This window comes from Actinoplanes sp. NPDC051494 (genome assembly GCF_044454705.1).
Classification (GTDB): domain Bacteria; phylum Actinomycetota; class Actinomycetes; order Mycobacteriales; family Micromonosporaceae; genus Actinoplanes.
The window spans coordinates 229,273-245,760 of sequence record NZ_JBITDZ010000002.1; the positions used below are offsets into that span (position 1 = coordinate 229,273).

Annotated in this window: 14 protein-coding genes; 5 read left to right on the forward strand and 9 right to left on the reverse strand. The window is 72.3% G+C overall.

What is annotated here, in order from left to right:
• Positions 1 to 87: 87 nt before the first annotated feature.
• Both ACIA6A_RS07815 and ACIA6A_RS07820 read left to right on the forward strand, forming a co-directional pair.
• Complete coding sequence (locus ACIA6A_RS07815) at positions 88 to 1,077, forward strand: hypothetical protein (protein WP_396096689.1); 990 nt, start codon at positions 88 to 90, stop codon at positions 1,075 to 1,077.
• A 157-nt stretch (positions 1,078 to 1,234) separates the two neighbouring features.
• Positions 1,235 to 2,065: a CPBP family intramembrane glutamic endopeptidase gene (locus tag ACIA6A_RS07820; protein ID WP_396096691.1), complete on the forward strand. Its 831-nt coding sequence runs from the start codon at positions 1,235 to 1,237 to the stop codon at positions 2,063 to 2,065.
• On the opposite strand, the gene ACIA6A_RS07825 is transcribed toward ACIA6A_RS07820, so the two are convergent.
• From ACIA6A_RS07825 to ACIA6A_RS07835, 3 genes are all read right to left on the reverse strand, one after another.
• Positions 2,043 to 2,345, reverse strand: coding sequence for an STAS domain-containing protein (locus tag ACIA6A_RS07825; protein ID WP_396096692.1), 303 nt, complete (start codon positions 2,343 to 2,345; stop codon positions 2,043 to 2,045). The two genes, ACIA6A_RS07820 and ACIA6A_RS07825, sit on opposite strands and share 23 nt — an antisense overlap.
• Positions 2,342 to 6,457: a SpoIIE family protein phosphatase gene (locus ACIA6A_RS07830; RefSeq protein ID WP_396096693.1), complete on the reverse strand. Its 4,116-nt coding sequence runs from the start codon at positions 6,455 to 6,457 to the stop codon at positions 2,342 to 2,344. The genes ACIA6A_RS07825 and ACIA6A_RS07830 overlap by 4 nt, the downstream gene beginning before the upstream one ends.
• Before the next feature lie 71 nt (positions 6,458 to 6,528).
• On the reverse strand, positions 6,529 to 7,182 hold the full coding sequence (locus ACIA6A_RS07835) for a TetR/AcrR family transcriptional regulator (protein WP_396096695.1): 654 nt from the start codon (positions 7,180 to 7,182) through the stop codon (positions 6,529 to 6,531).
• 100 nt (positions 7,183 to 7,282) lie between these two features.
• On the opposite strand from ACIA6A_RS07835, the gene ACIA6A_RS07840 reads away from it, so the two are divergent.
• The gene (locus ACIA6A_RS07840; RefSeq protein WP_396096696.1) at positions 7,283 to 8,794 is read left to right on the forward strand and encodes an MFS transporter; all 1,512 of its coding nucleotides are present in this window, start codon (positions 7,283 to 7,285) and stop codon (positions 8,792 to 8,794) included.
• Positions 8,795 to 8,803: 9 nt separating this feature from the next.
• Here ACIA6A_RS07840 and ACIA6A_RS07845 read toward each other — a convergent pair whose 3' ends face one another.
• The 6 genes from ACIA6A_RS07845 to ACIA6A_RS07870 form a co-directional block, all read right to left on the reverse strand.
• Complete coding sequence (locus ACIA6A_RS07845; RefSeq protein WP_396096698.1) at positions 8,804 to 10,393, reverse strand: M48 family metallopeptidase; 1,590 nt, start codon at positions 10,391 to 10,393, stop codon at positions 8,804 to 8,806.
• Positions 10,390 to 10,899 carry a hypothetical protein gene (locus ACIA6A_RS07850; RefSeq protein ID WP_396096699.1) on the reverse strand — a complete coding sequence of 170 codons (510 nt, stop codon included), beginning with the start codon at positions 10,897 to 10,899 and terminating at the stop codon, positions 10,390 to 10,392. Before ACIA6A_RS07850 ends, ACIA6A_RS07845 begins: the two co-directional genes overlap by 4 nt.
• Positions 10,900 to 11,074: 175 nt before the next feature.
• The gene (locus tag ACIA6A_RS07855; protein ID WP_396096700.1) at positions 11,075 to 12,025 is read right to left on the reverse strand and encodes a permease prefix domain 1-containing protein; all 951 of its coding nucleotides are present in this window, start codon (positions 12,023 to 12,025) and stop codon (positions 11,075 to 11,077) included.
• Complete coding sequence (locus ACIA6A_RS07860) at positions 12,022 to 12,423, reverse strand: PadR family transcriptional regulator (protein WP_396096702.1); 402 nt, start codon at positions 12,421 to 12,423, stop codon at positions 12,022 to 12,024. Before ACIA6A_RS07860 ends, ACIA6A_RS07855 begins: the two co-directional genes overlap by 4 nt.
• A gap of 300 nt (positions 12,424 to 12,723) precedes the next feature.
• The gene (locus ACIA6A_RS07865; protein ID WP_396096704.1) at positions 12,724 to 12,978 is read right to left on the reverse strand and encodes a hypothetical protein; all 255 of its coding nucleotides are present in this window, start codon (positions 12,976 to 12,978) and stop codon (positions 12,724 to 12,726) included.
• A gap of 740 nt (positions 12,979 to 13,718) precedes the next feature.
• Complete coding sequence (locus ACIA6A_RS07870; RefSeq protein WP_396096705.1) at positions 13,719 to 15,071, reverse strand: FAD-dependent oxidoreductase; 1,353 nt, start codon at positions 15,069 to 15,071, stop codon at positions 13,719 to 13,721.
• A gap of 216 nt (positions 15,072 to 15,287) precedes the next feature.
• Between ACIA6A_RS07870 and ACIA6A_RS07875 the strand changes: the two genes are divergently transcribed.
• Positions 15,288 to 15,923, forward strand: a complete 636-nt coding sequence (locus ACIA6A_RS07875; RefSeq protein WP_396096706.1) for a copper resistance protein CopC — start codon at positions 15,288 to 15,290, stop codon at positions 15,921 to 15,923.
• Positions 15,920 to 16,468 carry a GNAT family N-acetyltransferase gene (locus tag ACIA6A_RS07880; protein ID WP_396096707.1) on the forward strand — a complete coding sequence of 183 codons (549 nt, stop codon included), beginning with the start codon at positions 15,920 to 15,922 and terminating at the stop codon, positions 16,466 to 16,468. The genes ACIA6A_RS07875 and ACIA6A_RS07880 overlap by 4 nt, the downstream gene beginning before the upstream one ends.
• Positions 16,469 to 16,488: the final 20 nt, after the last annotated feature.

Genomic DNA, 16,488 nt, shown 5'->3' on the forward strand with positions numbered 1-16,488 from the left:
GTGGCCGTACGGATGAGGGCCGGATCGTTCGATTCTCGGTTGCGGGCACTCGTCACAATGAGGGGCGACTTCACGAAACGGGGATAGATGATCAAGAAGCGTTTTATCGCGGGCATGGTGGCGGGCGCGGCCGTCCTGGCCGTCGCTGCCTGTGGCGAGCAGGTGGCCGCGCAGATCGAGCCGAAGCTGGAGCTGCGCACCGCGGCTCAGCACCTGGGTGCGGCCAAGCAGGCCGGGTTCACCGTCAAGCTCAGCGGCAGTGCCGACGAGCTGATCGCGGGCCTGAAGCTGCAGGCCACCAGTGAGAAGTCGGACTTCACGGACGAAGACGCCGATGTGCTGCGCAAGGTGGCGAACTCGACGCTCACCATCGGGTACGACAAGGCCGGCGACGGCACCGAGGACGACCGGAGCATGGTGGGCGCGACCATCGACGGCGTCGCGGGCACGGAGATCCGTTTCGTCGACGGCATGATCTACGCGAAGGCGCCGGTCGCCGACCTGGCGCAGAAGTTCGGCGCCGGCGGTGACATCGACGATCTCCGCAAGGAGGCCACGTCGGGCATGCCGGAGCTCGGTTCGTTCTTCGACGGCGGCTGGGTCGCCGTCGACGCGAAGCAGGCCACCGAGCTGGGTGCCTCCAGCGCGCTCGGCACCTCGGGTGCCGCTGACACCGCGGACGCCCAGAAGATGCTCGCCGAGCTGCAGACCAGTGCCACCAACCTGGTCGAGGGCGCGGAGGTCACCCGGGACAGCGCCGACGAGCACCACCTCGTCGTCACGTCGTCGACGACCAAGGCGTACACCGAGGCGAAGCGACTCGCCGCCGCGATGAGCAAGGAGCTCGGCTCGGATCTGTCCGAGGAGGTCGAGGACGCGCCGAAGGACCGGCCGATCGTCGTGGACCTGTGGGTCGAGGACGGCACGTTCACCGCCGCCGAGGTCAACATCCTGCAGTTCATCGACGGCGCCACCGGCCGGGCCGCGGTCCGTGTCGAGGTCACCACCGGCAGCGAGATCGCCGTGCCCGACAACGCGGCGAAGATCGACCTGAGCGCCCTGACGCAGCAGTCCTGACCGGCCAGGTCTGATCAGGTAGCACCGAACGACGCCCGGCCGACTGTCCGGCCGGGCGTCGTTCGCCTTGCGAGACCCTGGGGTATGGCTGGCACTACCCCGATCACGGGGGTTGGCCGCCGTGACCAGGCGGGCGACATCTGGTGTGGTCGATGGCATGAAGACATTCCTGCTCATCTCCTTCGGTATCGCCTGGGGCTGGGAGGCGCTGGCCTACCTGGTGCTGGACTGGTCGCTGGTGAACCCGCTGGTCCAGATACCACCCGCGTTCGCGCCGGCGATCGCGGCCCTCGTGGTCCGGCGGTGGGTGAGCCGGGAGGGCTTCGCGGACTCCGGATCGCGGCCGCTGTTCCGTGCCTCCTGGCGCTTCTACCTGCTGGCCTTGCTCGGCCCGCTCGGGGTGGCCGTCGCGGTGGTGGGGCTCGGCGTGGCCATCGGCCGGGAGGCCCGGCTGAGCCCGGTCGCCGACCTGGTGCCGGGGCTGCCGGTCTGGGCGGTGCCGCTCGTGCTCTGCGCGCTGGCGGCGGTGGCGACCCTGGTGTTCTGGGGTGAGGAGTTCGGCTGGACCGGGTACCTGCTGGTCCGGATCTGGCCGGGCCGTCCGCGCCTGGCCGCGGTGACAACCGGCCTGATCGCAGCGGTCTGGCACTTCCCGCTCGCCCTGTTCGGGTACGTCGAGTACCGGCATCTGGTGTGGGGGCTGACCGGTTGGGCGGCGTGGATCGTGTGCCAGGAGGTGATCCTGGCCTGGCTGCGGGAACGCTCCGGCAGTATCTGGCCGGCCTGCCTGGCGCACGCGGGCAACAACATGGTGCTGGTGCCGCTGACCACGGCGGTGCTGACCGGGTTCGACATGGACAGCTTGCAGATCCTCACCGTGGTGGTGCTCGCCGCGGTCGCGATCGGGCCGTTCCTCCGGATCCACCGCGACCGGGACGGCGCCATCGGTGCTGCCGGCGAGGTGGTCAGGCGTCCCGGACGGTGGTGAGCTCGTCGAGCCCGGCGACCGTCAGCAGCGGCGCGAGCAGGGCGGAGACGATCAGGCGGATCCGCTCGACGTGCGGGAACAGGGCGGCCAGCCCGGCACTGTCCAGGTATTCCACCCGGGTGAGGTCGACGACGAACGGGGTGTCCGCTGCCTCCTGGTGGGCGTCGTCCAGGGCGGCGGAGAACGCGCGGGCGTTGCTCATGTCGATCTCGCCGGTGGCGGCGAGCACGACGGCGCCGTCCTCGCCGCGCCCGGTGGTCAGGGTCAGGTCGGTGCTCATCGGGCGATCCTTACCTGCAGGCCGACGATGGTGCCGGCGGCGCCGGTCGTGACGGTCACTTCGTTCATCAGTGCTCTCATCAGGGTCAGCCCCCGGCCACGGTACGGGTTGGCGGCCGGCTGCGGGGTCTGCCACCGCCCGCTGTCCGTGATGGTCAGGTGCAGGTCGTCGGCGGTGGCGGCGGCATGCAGCCGGATCCGCCCGGCGGGGGCGTGCCGGTGGCCGTGCTCGATGGCGTTGGCGCAGGCCTCGCCGGCCGCGACGAGGACGTTCTGCGCGGTGGTGGTGTCGATCCCGCAGCGGGCGAGCCAGCCCCGCAGCTCGGAGCGCACCGGTGCCAGCCGGGTCGACTCGGCGGCGAAGTCGAGCTCCAGCGGGCCGGGGTGCCGGTACAGCAGCAGCGCCACGTCGTCGTCGTAGCCGCCGTCCGGGGCCATGGCCCGCATGACGTTGCTGGCCAGGATCTCCAGCGGGGCGGTGCGCCCGTGCTGCACGGCGGCGGTGGCCCGGTCGATGCCGGCGGTCAGCGACTGGCGGCGGCGTTCGACCAGCCCGTCGGTGTACAGCAGCAGGGTGGCCCGGGCGGGCACGGTGTACTGCGCCTCGGGGCGCGGGGCGCGGGCGCGGACCCCGAGCGGGCGGGAGCGACCCTGGTCGAGCAGGTCGGTGCTGCCGTCCGGATGGGTCACGACCGCGGGCGGGTGCCCGGCGCTGGCATAGCTCAGCACACCGGTGCCCGGGTCGAGGACACCGCAGAAGACGGTGGCGCACATGGCGCCGGGGAGCTGGGCGGCGAACCGGTCGAGCGCGGTCAGCGTCTGCGCGGGATCGGTGTTCTGCAGCAGCAGGGCCCGGCAGGCGCTGCGGAGCTGCCCCATGACGGTGGCCGCCTCGAGGCCGTGCCCGACGCAGTCACCGACGACGATGCCGATCCGCCCGTCGGACAGCGGGACGGTGTCGTACCAGTCCCCGCCGACCTTCAACGGGCGGGTCGCGGGCTCGTAGCGTACGGCGAATCCGGCCGGCAGCTGCGCCGGGCCGAGGATGGCCCGCTGCAGGGCCAGCGCGGTCTCGCGCTGCTGGTCGATCTGGTGGATGCGGTGCAGGCCCTGCCCGACGTGCCCGGCCAGCAGCGCCAGCAGGGTCCGGTCCTGTTCGGTGAACGGCCGCTGCTCGGCCAGCTCCACCCACAGCGCCATCGTGCCGTCCGGATGCTCCAGGGCGATGCCGGCGCCGGCCATCTCGTCGGCGACCGGGGTGAGCAGTGGGCTGTCCCGGACCGCGGTGAGCGCCTCGCGGCGTTCCTCGGGCAGGGTTTCCCAGCTCAGGTGCGGCTCGGTGGTGGTCACCGTGGGGGCGGCCGAACCGTCGAAGACCGCCGCGGACGCCCGCGTCGCCTGCCACAGGTCCTTCAGGACGGACAGCACGCCCGCCAGCGCCCCGGCCGGGGACTCCGCCCGGGACAGCCCCATGCTGACCGCGGCGAGGGCACCCTCGCGCTGCACGGCGTAGTGCTCGGCGGTGACGTCGCGGAACGTGCCGACCACGACGCGGCGCCCGGTGTCCGGGTCCTCGACCCGGCTGAACGCGGCCGCCACCCACAGACGGTGGCCGTCGCGGTGGTCCACCGGGATGGTGTAGGCGCCGTGCGGCTGGTCGAGCAGCAGACTGAGCGCGTCGGCGACCTGCTGGTGCCCGTCGGGGTCGGTGTCGAGGCCGGGCCACCACGGGTGCACCGCGGCGTACGGCAGACCTTCCGGGCCGTACCCGAGGATGTCGGTGAACGTGGAGTTGATCTCGATGACCGCGCCGTCCTCGTCGCAGACGAAGAACGCCTCCTGCAGCGAGTCGACCAGGGCGGTGCGCCACCGGGCGTGGTGGTTGCGCAGCCGGGCGAGTTCCACGTTCGCCCGGACCCGGGCCAGCAGCTCGGCCGAGGAGAACGGCTTGACCAGGTAGTCGTCGGCGCCGGCCTCGAGGCCCTCGATGGACGCCTCCTGCCCGGCCCGCGCCGACAGCAGCAGCACCGGGGTACTCGCCGTGCGGGGGTCGTCGCGCAGCGCGGCCACCAGTTGCAGGCCGTCGAGGCGGGGCATCATGACGTCGCTGACGATCAGGTCGGGGGCCAGGACCCGGGCGGCGTCCAGCGCCGCCTTCCCGTCGGCGACGGCCTCCACACGGTAACCGGCGGAGCGCAGCAACCGGGCGAGGTAGTCGCGCATGTCCGCGTTGTCGTCGGCGACCAGCACCCCGGCCGACGGATGCCCGGCCCGCGCGCCGCCCTCGGTCCGCCGGTCCTCCGCGCCGGGACCGTCCCCGGGTTCGCCGGGCAGCCAGCGCATCGCCTCCTGGACGTACGGATCGGCGCCGGGGGAGACCGTGGCGGTGCCGCCGGCCGGGGCCAGTGCGTCGGCCGGCAGGTGCCCGGTGCCGAACGGCAGGCGGATGACGAAGGTGGTGCCCTCGTCCACGGTGCTGTCGGCGGTGATGACCCCGCCGTGCATCTCGACGAGCTCCTTGACCAGGGCCAGGCCGATCCCGCTGCCCTCGTTGGACCGCGACCGGGCGTTCTCGATGCGGTGGAAGCGCTCGAACAGCTGCGGTATCTCGCCCGGCGGCACGCCGATACCGGTGTCGGCGACGGTGACGACGGCCCGGTCGCCCTCGACCCGGGCGGCGACCCGGACGCGGCCGGTGAAGGTGAACTTCAGCGCGTTGCTGAGCAGGTTGAGGATCACCTTCTCCCACATGCCGCGGTCGAGGTACACCGGTTGGGGCAGCGGCGGGCAGTCGACCTCGAAGCCCAGCCCGGCCCGTTCGACGGCGGAGCGGAACACGCTCGCGAGCTCGGAGGTGGCCGCCGCGAGGTCCACCGGTTCGTACCGGGCCTGCATGCGGCCGGCCTCGATGCGGGAGAAGTCGAGCAGGGTGTTGACGAGTTTGCCGAGCCGCATCCCGTTGCGGCGGATGACGTCGAGCTCCGCACGCTGCCGTGGGTCGTCCGCGCGGGCGAGCAGGTCCTCCACCGGGCCCATGATCAGCGTGAGCGGGGTGCGGAACTCATGACTGATGTTGGAGAAGAACGTGGTCTTGGCCCGGTCCAGCTCCGCCAGGTCCTCGGCGCGCCGCTGCTGGGCCTCGAAACTGCGGGCGCCGGCGAGACCCGCCGCGACGTGACCGGCGACCAGCTCCACGAACCCGCGATAGCCGTCGTCCAGCGCGCGGAAACGGTTCAACGCCACCACCATGAATCCGTACGGCGCGGTGCCCTGCCGCAGCAACGGCACCAGCAGCGCTTGTACGGGCGGATCCTGCCAGTCCCCGGCCGGCAGCGCCGGGAAGCGGGTGCCATCGAGCTCGATCAGGACGGACTCACCCCGCGCCGGGATCTCGGCCGGCCACAGCGTGGAACCGGTGGCGGACAGCAGCGCGGGCGCGGCCGGGTGCCCGGCGGTCATCCCGGTCGTCGCCGCCAGCCGGGCGTCCTCGCCGTCGAACAGATACGTCAGGGTGAACGGCAGGTCCGACAGGTTGCCCTCGAGCTGCCCGGCGGCGAACGCCAGCGCCTCCTGCTCGGAGCGGATCGCGCTGGGGTCGGAGCCGAGGTCGCGCAGCGTGGCCATCCGGCGCGCGCCGATGACGCGCTCGGTGTCCTCGCTGACCACGCACAGCATGCCGACCGGGGCGCCGCTCTCGGCCCGCAGCGGGCTGTAGGAGAACGTGTGGTAGCTCTCCTCGGTGTATCCCGAGCGCTGCAGGAAGAGCAGCAGACCCTCGTCCCACGTGGCCCGGCCGGTGGACAGCACGGTCGCGATGCGGGGGCCGATGTCGCCCCAGATCTCCGCCCAGACCTCGCTCGCCGGCCGGCCCAGCGCCCACGGGTACTTGTCGCCCAGGGTGTCGCGGCGGTAGGCCGCGTTGCAGAAGAACGTCAGCTCCGGGCCCCACGCCATCCACATCGGGAAGCGGGAGGACAGCAGGATGTCGACCGCGGTCCGCAGGCTCTGCGGCCAGCCCGACGGCGCCCCGAGCGGGGTCTCGTCCCACCCCACCGCGGCCAGGTCCGACCCGACGTCACCGTCGCCGGCGAATACACCCTCAGCGCTGTTCATTGCTCCCCGCACTCCGTGTCCGCCGGCCAGCGGTTCGTAGGATACGCAGTCCCCGTACGGTCAGCGAATTCTCACACGGTTCGGGCGGGGAGTTGTCCATACAACAGCCGCAGCTGCGCGGCGACCAGGTCCTCGATCAGCCGCTCCGGATCGGTGGCCGGCTGCTGGTCGTCCTGGGAGGCGAACGCGTCGCAGAGCAGCACCGTGCGCAGCTGGATCATCGCGGTGGCCAGCGCGGCGGCGGACGGCGGGCCGGCCGGGGCCAGCCCGGCGGCGCGTTCCCGGTCGATGCGCTCGGTGTTGAGCCGGGTCAGGCGTTCCTGGTGGCGTTTGCGGAATTCCAGGACCGTCTCCGGGACGTCGGTGGCGATGTGGATCAGGCGCAGCAACGGCCCGCGCGCCTGCCAGAGCGCGACGACGTACCCCATGTTGCGCCGCAGTGACGCCTCGGTGTCGCCGATGCCGGTGCCCTGGTACCAATCCGCCTGCGCCGCGATCACCTCGGTCTCGATCTCGTGGACCAGGGCGGAGAGTACGGCGTCCTTGCTCCGGAAATAGAAGTAGAACGTCGGGCGGGACAACCCGGCCCCGTGGGCCAGCTCGTCGATCCCGATCGACGCGTACGTGCGGTCGGTGATCAATTTCTCGAAGGTGCGCAGGATGTCGGCCTCGCGGGCGTCGCCCTTGCGGGGACCGCGGCGGCGACCTGCGCTCGTGTCGGACATCACCCCAGGTTAGTCGCCTTGATCACCGCGCGGTCAACGTGGTGATCGTAATAATCAACACGCTGTTGATTACGACCGTGACCCCCTTCAGGAGTACCCCTTGACCAGATCCACGTCCGCCGCCCACCGGCCGGAACACGCCGCGGACCGGCGGACCGGCCTGATCACGCTCGCCCTGGCGGTCGCGGTCGCCAACGTCTCCATCCTGCAGACCCTCGTGGTGCCGATCCTCTCCACGATCGCCCGGCAGCTCGACACCAGCCTCTCCGCGGTCGGCTGGGCGCTGACCGCGAACCTGCTCGCCGCCGCCGTGCTCACCCCGCTGCTCGGCCGCCTCGGCGACGTCTACGGCAAACGACCGGTGATGATGGCGATCCTGGTCGTGGTGCTCATCGGCACCGTGATCGCGCTGGTCACCACGTCGCTGCCACTGCTGATCGTCGCCCGGGTGCTGCAGGGCGCCTCGTACGGGCTGTTCCCGCTCTCCATGAGCGTGCTGCGCGAGCAGATGCCCCCGGCCCGGCTGACCATGTCGATGGCCGTCGTCAGCGCCACGCTCGGCGGCGGCGGCGTGATCGGCCTGCTCGGCACCGGCCTGCTCACCCGCGACGGCGGCGACTACCACCGCCCGTTCTGGCTCGGCCTCGCGATCACCGTGGTCGCGCTCGTGCTCTGCTACGTCGCGCTGCCCCGCCAGGCCCGTGACCGCACCGCCTCCTCGTCGGTCGACTGGCTCGGCGCGGGCATCCTCGGTGTCGGCCTCGTGCTGCTCCTGCTGCCGATCTCCCAGGGCGCCAACTGGGGCTGGGGCTCCGCGCAGACCATCGGCTGCTTCGTCGCCTCCGCCGTGGTGCTGGTCGCCTGGGTGGTCGCCGAGGGCCGGATCAAGCAGCCGCTGGCCAAGCCGTCGCTGCTGGCCCGCCGCGCGGTGATGCTGCCCAACCTCGCCGGCCTGTTCGTCGGCTTCGGCCTGTTCTGCTCGTTCCTGGTCATCACCAGCTTCGTCGAGACCCCCGAGGCCCTCGCCGGTTACGGTTTCGGCGCCTCGGTGCTGTCCGCCAGCGCCATCTACATGCTGCCCGGCGGCGTGCTCGGCGTCGTCCTGGCCCCGGTCATCGGCCGCTTCGTGCACCGCACCGGCGGCAACCAGGCCCTGATCGTCGGCGCCGGCCTCGGCCTCGTCGGCTTCCTCGGCATGTTCTTCCTGCACGACGAGCCCTGGCAGATCGTCGTCTTCGGCACCCTGGCCCAGCTCGCGGTCTCGTTCGGGTTCGCCACCCTGCCCGCATTGCTGGTCGCCGCTGTCGAACCGGCCGACACCGGCGTGGCCAACAGCGTCAACTCGATCGCCCGCTCGGTCGGCAGCGCGGTCAGCAGCGCGCTGATCGTCGCCCTGCTCGAGAGCAACATCAACGCCACCACCGGATTCCCCAAGGAAGCCGTCTACGGCACCATCATGGTCCTGGGCGCCGCCGCGTTCGTGGCCATCGGCGTGATCGGCGCCATCGGCATCACCACCGGCAACCGGACCCCCGGCCCCAACCCGCACGAGGCCGAGGAGAACGCCGAGGCGTTCGCCGGCGAGTTCGCCGAGGTCTCCGGCCAGCGCTGACCCCTTTGCTCATCGTGACGCGCCCGCGCGCGTCACGATGAGCAGGATCGCGGGGGCGGCGACCGCGACGAGGGCGATCAGGACCGGCCCCGGACCGGTGAACGTGGTCGCGAGGACGGCCTCGGTGACCCGCCGCTGGACATCACCGGCATGGCAGAGGCCGCCCGGATCCCCGAAATCCGCCTCGGCGCAGACCAGCGGCACGACCCGCAGCTTGACCGCCCAGATCCACAGCCCGGCGACGACACCGCCGCCGGCGAGGCAGCCGGCGGGCAGCGCCACCGCCAGGAACATCGGGATCCGGCCGGTGCCACCGCGCAACCCGAGCCCGCCGGTCAGCGACAGCCACCCGCAGATCAGCAGCGTCGCCAGCAGCAGCGCCGCGAACGTCGGCGGCGAGCGGAACAGCCCGGTCCGGTCGGTGGCGATCGTCGAGTAGATCGCCAGCTCGCTGCCCGCGGCGATGCCACCGGCCAGGATCAGCGCGGTCACCGGCACCTCCCACCAGGAGACACCGCCGGCGAACCAGATGTGGCGCCAGAGCGACAACCCGACGTACCCGGTGAGCGCCGCGCCGACCAGGCCGCCGTTGAGCAGGATGAGCCCGTCGGTGTTCGTACCCTCCCCGCTCAGGAACCGGTCCTGCAGCGTCGGCAGCAGCGCCCCGGCACTGATCGCGCCGAGCAGCAGCCGCCCCGGGGACGACGCGAGCAGCAAGCGCGGGCTGAAGGCCACGCCGATCCGGTCGGCGCGCAGGGGATGCCGGCGCAACCAGGACATCAGGCGGGGCGTGCCCCCGCGGCCACCGGAGGCCTCGACGAGGGCGAGCAGACCGGCCCGGTCGGCCGATCCCGCCCGCAGGTCCGCCTGGTGTTCCCGGACCCGCAGCCACGCCCGCGCGATCATCTCGACGAGCAGCGTGAACAGCACCACCCGCAGCAGCGTCACACCCAGGCCGGCCGGCGTGGTGTCGCCGGACAGGGACTCGAGGTACGCGGCGAAGATCATGAACGCGCCGGCGTACAGGTTGGACCAGCGCAGCAGCGACACCGCCATCGTCGTGGCCAGGTCCCGGCCCTGCAGGTGGGCGATCTCGTGCCGCACGACGACCTCGAAGATCTGCCGCTGCCGGTCGCCCTTGCCGGCCAGGACCAGCAGATCGGCGCCCATGACCAGGTACGGCCGGCGGGGCACCCCGGTCACGTACGCGCCCACCCCCAGCCGCCGTCCCACCAGCAGGGCCGGCCGGCGCCGCACGGACAGCTCGGTCATCAGCCGCTCGATCACTGCCACGGCCTGCGGGTACACCTGATCGGTCAGCGGCCGGCACCGGCGCCGGCGCGCGAAGTCGACGGTGACGTAGGCGAGGATGCCCGGCATCAGCAGCTGGTAGAACTGGTTCGCCTTGGTGAACAGACCGGGCTGGGAGCAGTATTCGGCGAACGCCGGGCAGGTGTTGCGGACCTCGGTCATCCACAGCGCGAACGCCAGGTCCCCGGCGACGACCGTGCAGGCCAGCAGCGCGAGCAGCAACCACAGGTCCGACGGCAGGGCCGGCGCTCCGACATCCACATCGGCGTCGGCGTCGGCCTCGGTCACGCGTCCCCCTCGTCGCTCCCCGGGGCGGGCCGGGTGTTCAGCAGGGCCAGCTCACCGACGACCGCGTCGGCCAGCAGCTCCACCGCGGCCGGGGCGTCCGCCAGCGCGGCGGTCCGGGCGGCGATCACCGCGCGCACGGCGTTCAGCTGGGCCGGGGTGAACGGCTCGGTGACCACGAGCTCGGGGCTCTTCCGACGGCGGCGCCAGCGATCGAACAGACCCCGAGTCGTCGACTCACCCCGGCGTTCCAGCTCGGCGCGCACGCCGTCACCCAGCGCCGCCACGGCCCAGCCCGCGGCCGCCAGCGCGTACGGCGTCAGCGTCTCGGCGAAGCCTTCCAGCCCGGACCCCAGCGGCGTGTCCCGGGCCCGGCGCGGCGCCGGCGACCAGTCCGCGGCCAGCATGTCGAACGCGGTGATCTCGTCGGGAGCCAGCCGGGCCACCACCGCCCGGGCGAGCGCGTCGCGTGCGACGACGATCCGGGCCGGGACATCCGTGTCATCCATCCAACGACTACTTCCTGCCGGTGAACCGCTCACTGTAGGTAGGGCGGACCGGGAAAGCACCGTCCGTGCCCCGATCCCCGTTGTCGGCTACAGGACATCGCGGCACCGCGCGAACGGGACGGCGGGGGACGTGCGGAAGGGCCCCCACCGCAGTGGAGGCCCTCGCGCGGATCGATCAGCAGGTGATGCCGGTGCCCGGGACCTGGGTGCCGAGGCCCTTGCGGGACCGTGCCGTGCGCAGACCCTGGTCGACCATGTCCCAGAGGGTGACCGCCACGATCACCACGATCAGGGCGTTGGCGGCCCACCGCTCGGCGTCACCGAGGGAGAGGTCCGGGTTGAAGAAGCGGTCCGTGGCCAGCAGCCAGACCAGCGGGACGGCGGCGAGCAGGCCGAGCACGGCGTTGACCACGGTCATCGCGTGGGTCCGGACCGGTGCCCGGTGCACCCAGAGTACGTAACCGGCCTCCAGCACCAGGACCACGATGAGGTAGGGCCACCAGAACGACCAGTTGGCGGGGTCGAGCACCGGCTCGGCGGTGAACGTGAACTGCTGCAGCACCAGGGCGCCGAGCAGCAACGCGACCCAGACCAGGTCGACGATCAGCTGGCTGTTGGCGGCCTTGCCGTCGCGGTATTCCGGGAGGTTCTCCGGGCGCCAGGTCAGGCCCAGTTCCTCGCGGCCGAGCCCGGTGCGTTCGATGATGGCGAAGACCAGCGTCGTCCAGAATCCCAGGTGGGCGCCGACGGTGATGGCGGCGGTGACCGCCCCGCCGATGATCTCGCCGATCGAGGCGCTGTCGATCACCTTGGCGATGACGGCCAGGATGACGACGATCGGCAGCACCACCGTGTACAGCATGGTCAGCAGCCGTCGCCAGACCCCGAACAGCTCCGGGCCGATCAGGTACGCCCGCCGGCCGGCGTAGCGGTCGGCCAGCCGGTCCGGGTCGCCGAGCTCCAGCAGGGTCTGCTCCACCGCGGCGTCGTGGGCCGCGCCGGCCTCGACCCGGGCATCGACCTCGTCGGCGATGGAGCCGCGCAGCTCGCGGTCGATGTCGCTGCGCTGGGACTCCGGGACCCGGCGCAGCGCGGTGCGGACGTAGCGGTCGACGAGGCTGGTCATTTCTGCTCCCCAGTGGTCGTGGCGCTGATGGTCGCGGTGCTGGCGGTCGTGGTGGTGGCGGACGTGGTGCTGGTGCCGAGATCACCGACGGCACGGTCGAGCCGGGTCCACTCGGTGCGCATCGCGGTGGCGACCGCGGTGCCCTGCTCGGTGGTCCGGTAGAACTTGCGCGGCCGGGCCTCGTCGGTGTTCCACTCGCTGGTCAGCAGGCCCTGTGACTCGAGCCGCCGCAGCAAGGGGTAGAGCGTGTTGGCCTCGACCTCGAAACCGGCCGCGCTCAGCGTCTCCAGCAGCGAATATCCATACCCCGGGGACCGGAGCACGGTCAGGCTGGCGACGACGACGGTGCCGCGGCGCAACTCCTGCAGGTGCCCCGCGAGCGTCGCATCCATTGTCATGCCGGAAACGATACTGTGTCTCACACACTATGGCAACAGAAACACCAAAGCGCCTTAAACATCAATGCGGCGAGGGTGAGGGGGCCGGGGTCGCGAAGGCCGGGGTCGCGGACGTCAGGGTCGCGGACGTCAGGGTTGCGGGGCCAGGGTCGCGAGGGTCAGGGTCGCGGGGCCAGGGTCGCGAGGGTCAGGGTCGCGGGGCCAGGGTCGCGGGGGTCAGGGTCGCGGGGCCAGGGTCGCGGGGGTCAGGGTCGCGGGGTCAGGATCGCGGGGGTCAGGGCCGAGCCGCGGGGAGCATGATCAGCAAGGGTCTGCCGCGGAGCCGGCCGGCCGGGTGCGGAGCCGGTAGGAGACCGCGGCGATGGTCAGTGCCAGGCCGTACCCGGTGAAGGAGATCGGCTGGGCGAACCCGATCAGGCCCACGTCGCCGTCGCCGCCGCGCCAGGTCACCACGCCGGTCAGCAGGAGCAGGACGTAGCCGAGACTGCCGATGCCGTACAGCACGAACGTCGGCGCGATCAGCCACACCGGCGTGAGCGGCAGCCATCGTGGCACGCGCCGGCCGGCGAACGGCGGCGCCCAGCGGGGGAACGTGAGGCCCCACGGGCTGACCAGGCCGAGCAGCAGGAAGCAGGCGAGGCCGATCGCGATCCAGAACGCGACCGCGGCGTCCGTACGGGGTTCGTAGCCGTTGGGCTCGATGCCCGCGACGCCGAGGGCGCCCAGGGTGTGCAGGCCGCCGTAGGGCAGCCAGGCCAGGCAGCCCGCGTAGGCGATCCGCCGGATCCGCCGCGAGGCCGGGCGCCCGGGGGTCCGCCCGGACGGGGCGCGCGGGCCGGGCGCACGGGCTGGGCGCGGTCGCGGCGAACAGGGCGCCGGTGAGGGTGAGGCCGAGCCGTTCGCCGAGGCGGAGCCAGCCGTCGCGGCCGCCGACGGTGCCCTGCAGGGCGAGCTGGCAGAGGTCGAGCAGCAGCCAGCAACTGCCGGCCAGGCACAGCCCGGCCGCCGTCCACAGGGTGGCGGAGACCAGGCGCCGGGGCAGTCGCCGGCCCCACGGGCGGACGGTGGCGAGGGTCATGAGCCCGCCGGTCAGCAGCACGACCGCTCCGGGCAGGGCGGCACCGGGAAGCCCGGCGAGACGGTGTTCGCCGGCAAGAGCGCCAGCGGCGACACCGATGCCGGACCCCGCCGCCACCACGGCAGTGGCGAGCGGGGTCCGGGACGGGACGGCAGAGTTCATGCCGTCCGGTGTAGTCAGTGCGAGCTGTGGCCCGGCTGAGAGGGGCCGGGGTGGGTCAGCTCGCGATCCGGTTGCAGATGTCGATCATCTCGTCGCGGGGGACGACCTTGACGCGCTTGCGGCTGTGCGGTTCGCCGAGGCTGACCTCGTGGACGTCGAGCTGCTGCCAGCCGGCCCAGGTGGTGAAGCGCACCAGGCGCTCCTCGAGGTAGGTGATGACGGCTTCCGGGTCGCGCTGCGGGGCGACCGGCAGCGTGTCGGCGTCCGCGATGAGGCTGGTGACGGTCTCGTTGGCGTCGCCCTTGGTGTGGCCGATGAGGCCGACCGGGCCGCGCTTGATCCAGCCGGTCACGTACATGCCGGGGATGTGCTCGCCGTCGAGGTCGAGGACCCGGCCGGCGGCGTGCGGGATGGTGCCGGTCGTGGTGTCGAACGGCAGGTCCGCGAGGGGGCGGCTGAGGTAGCCGATGGCGCGGTAGACGGCCTGCACGTCCCAGTCGGTGAACTCGCCGGTGCCGCGGACCGAGCCGTCGCCGGTGAGCTCCTGGGTCTCGGTGCGCAGTGACTCGACCTTGCCGTCACCGGCGATCGAGACCGGGGCCTGCAGGAAGTGCAGGTGCAGGCGGCGCGGGCGGTCGCGGGGGTCGCGGACGGCCCAGTTCTGCAGGATGTCGACGCACATCTTGACGTGCCGGGTGGCCCGCATGGTGGCGAGGCTGCCCTCGTCGAACTCGATGCCCTCGGGGTGCACGATGACCTCGACGTTCGGCGACACGTCGAGCTCACGCAGCTCCTGCGGGGTGAACTTGACCTGGGCCGGGCCCCGCCGGGAGAAGACGTGCACGTCGGTGGCCGGGCTCTTGGCGAGCTCCTGGTAGACGTTGTCCGGGATCTCGGTCACGAGCAGCTCGTCGGCGGTCTTCGCCAGGATCCGGGCGACGTCGACGGCCACGTTGCCGGCACCGAGGACGGCGATCGTGGTAGCGGTCAGCGGCCACTCGCGCGGCACGTCGGGGTGCCCGTTGTACCAGGACGCGAAGTCCGCGGCGCCGTAGCTGCCGGGCAGGTCGACGCCGGGGATGTCGAGCACGCGGTCCTTGTCGGCGCCGGTGGCCACCACGGTCGCGTCGTAGAAGCGGCTGAGCTCCTCCTGCTTGACGTCCACGCCGTAGTCGACGTTGCCGATGAACCGGATCCGCGGGTGGTCGAGCACCCGGTGCAGCGCGTTGATGATCTCCTTGATCCGCGGGTGGTCGGGGGCCACGCCGTAGCGGATCAGGCCGTAGGGGGTGGGCAGCCGGTCGAAGATGTCGACGGTGGCCGTCTCGGCGGCCTTGATGAGGTGGTCGGCGGCGTAGATTCCGGCCGGGCCGGCGCCGATCACGGCAATCCGCAGAGGGCGATCCATGGTTGCTTTCCCCTTGTTCGTGCTCGCAGTGCCAGGACAAGATCTTCAGCAGGTCGTACGACTTTAGAACCTCAACCCAGGTTCACTTCAATGCGGCCGGGCCCCTGGCGGCGTGACATGTATCGCAATGTCGCCGACGGTGACGACGGGCTCAAGTTAGGTCACCCTTAGTCATCCGTCCTCGACCGAACGGGGGAAAGAAGTTAACCTTCGGCGATGGCCCGGATAGCCGTGCGTCACGTGATCGCCGCCGTTCTCGGCGGGCTGCTGGCCGGGGTCGTCGTCGCCCCGTCGCCGGTGCTGGCCCACGGCGGTCTCGTCGTCACGACCCCCGCGCCGGACGGCTCGGTGGCCGACCCGGTGGACGCGGTGTCGCTGACGTTCACCGAGAAGCCGGGGCCGTCGGCGTTCTTCACCATCACCGCACCCACCGGGGTCCGGGTCGACGCCGGCTGGTCGGGCGCCGAGCCGGTGCCGCTGGCCACCCCGGTCACCGAGTATCAGTCCGTCGACGGGGTCTGGCAGCCCCAGCTCTACCGGACCGGTTTCCCCGTACGCGTCGCGGTCGCCCACTGGCCGGCACCCGGGACGTACGTCGTGACCTACCGGCATGTGGCGTCCGACGGGGACGAGGTCAAGGGCGACTTCCGGTTCACGTACACCGGTGCCGCGACGACGCCCCCGCCCGGCTGGCAGGAGCCCACCGGCGGACCTCCGGTGCAGGCCCAGCCGGCCCCGGCAGAGAACGACGCGAACCTGTGGCGCTGGCTCGTGCCCGTGTTCCTGGTCGCCGCCGCCGCGCTGACCTATCTGCTGTTCCGGTCCCAGCGGCGGGTACGGAGCCGGCGATGATCGAGGTTCTCGGCGGCGCCGCGGTTCCCGGGCTCGCCGGCGAGCTCACCGCCGCCTACCGGGAGGCGTTCGGCACCCCGCCGTGGAGTGTGGACGCCGCCACCGTCGCGCGGTTCCGGTCCCGGATGGCGGCCGAGGCCGGGCGTGAGGGGTTCCGGCTCGTGGTGGCCCGTACCGATGGCCGGATCGAGGGTTTCGCCAGTGGCTGGATCACCCGGGCGCCCCTGCCGGAGGCGCGCGCCTACCCGCAGGTGACCGGTCAGCTCGGCGCGGAACGCGTACGCGCGCTGCTCGACGGGGCGTTCGAGGTCGACGAGCTGGCCGTGCTGCCCGCCGCCCGGGGCCGCAAGCTCGGCCGCCGGCTGCTGGACGCGCTGACCGGGGACGCGCCGCGGGGGCGGGCGTGGCTGCTCACCTGGCGCCCGGCCGTCGACACCGTGGCGTTCTACCGCCGGGCCGGGTGGCGGGAGGCCGTCCCGCTGTCGGAGACACGCAACGACATCATCGTGTTCCTCGGCCCGCACCACCCGGGCAGCGCTGACTGAGGGCGATAACCCTGGAACTC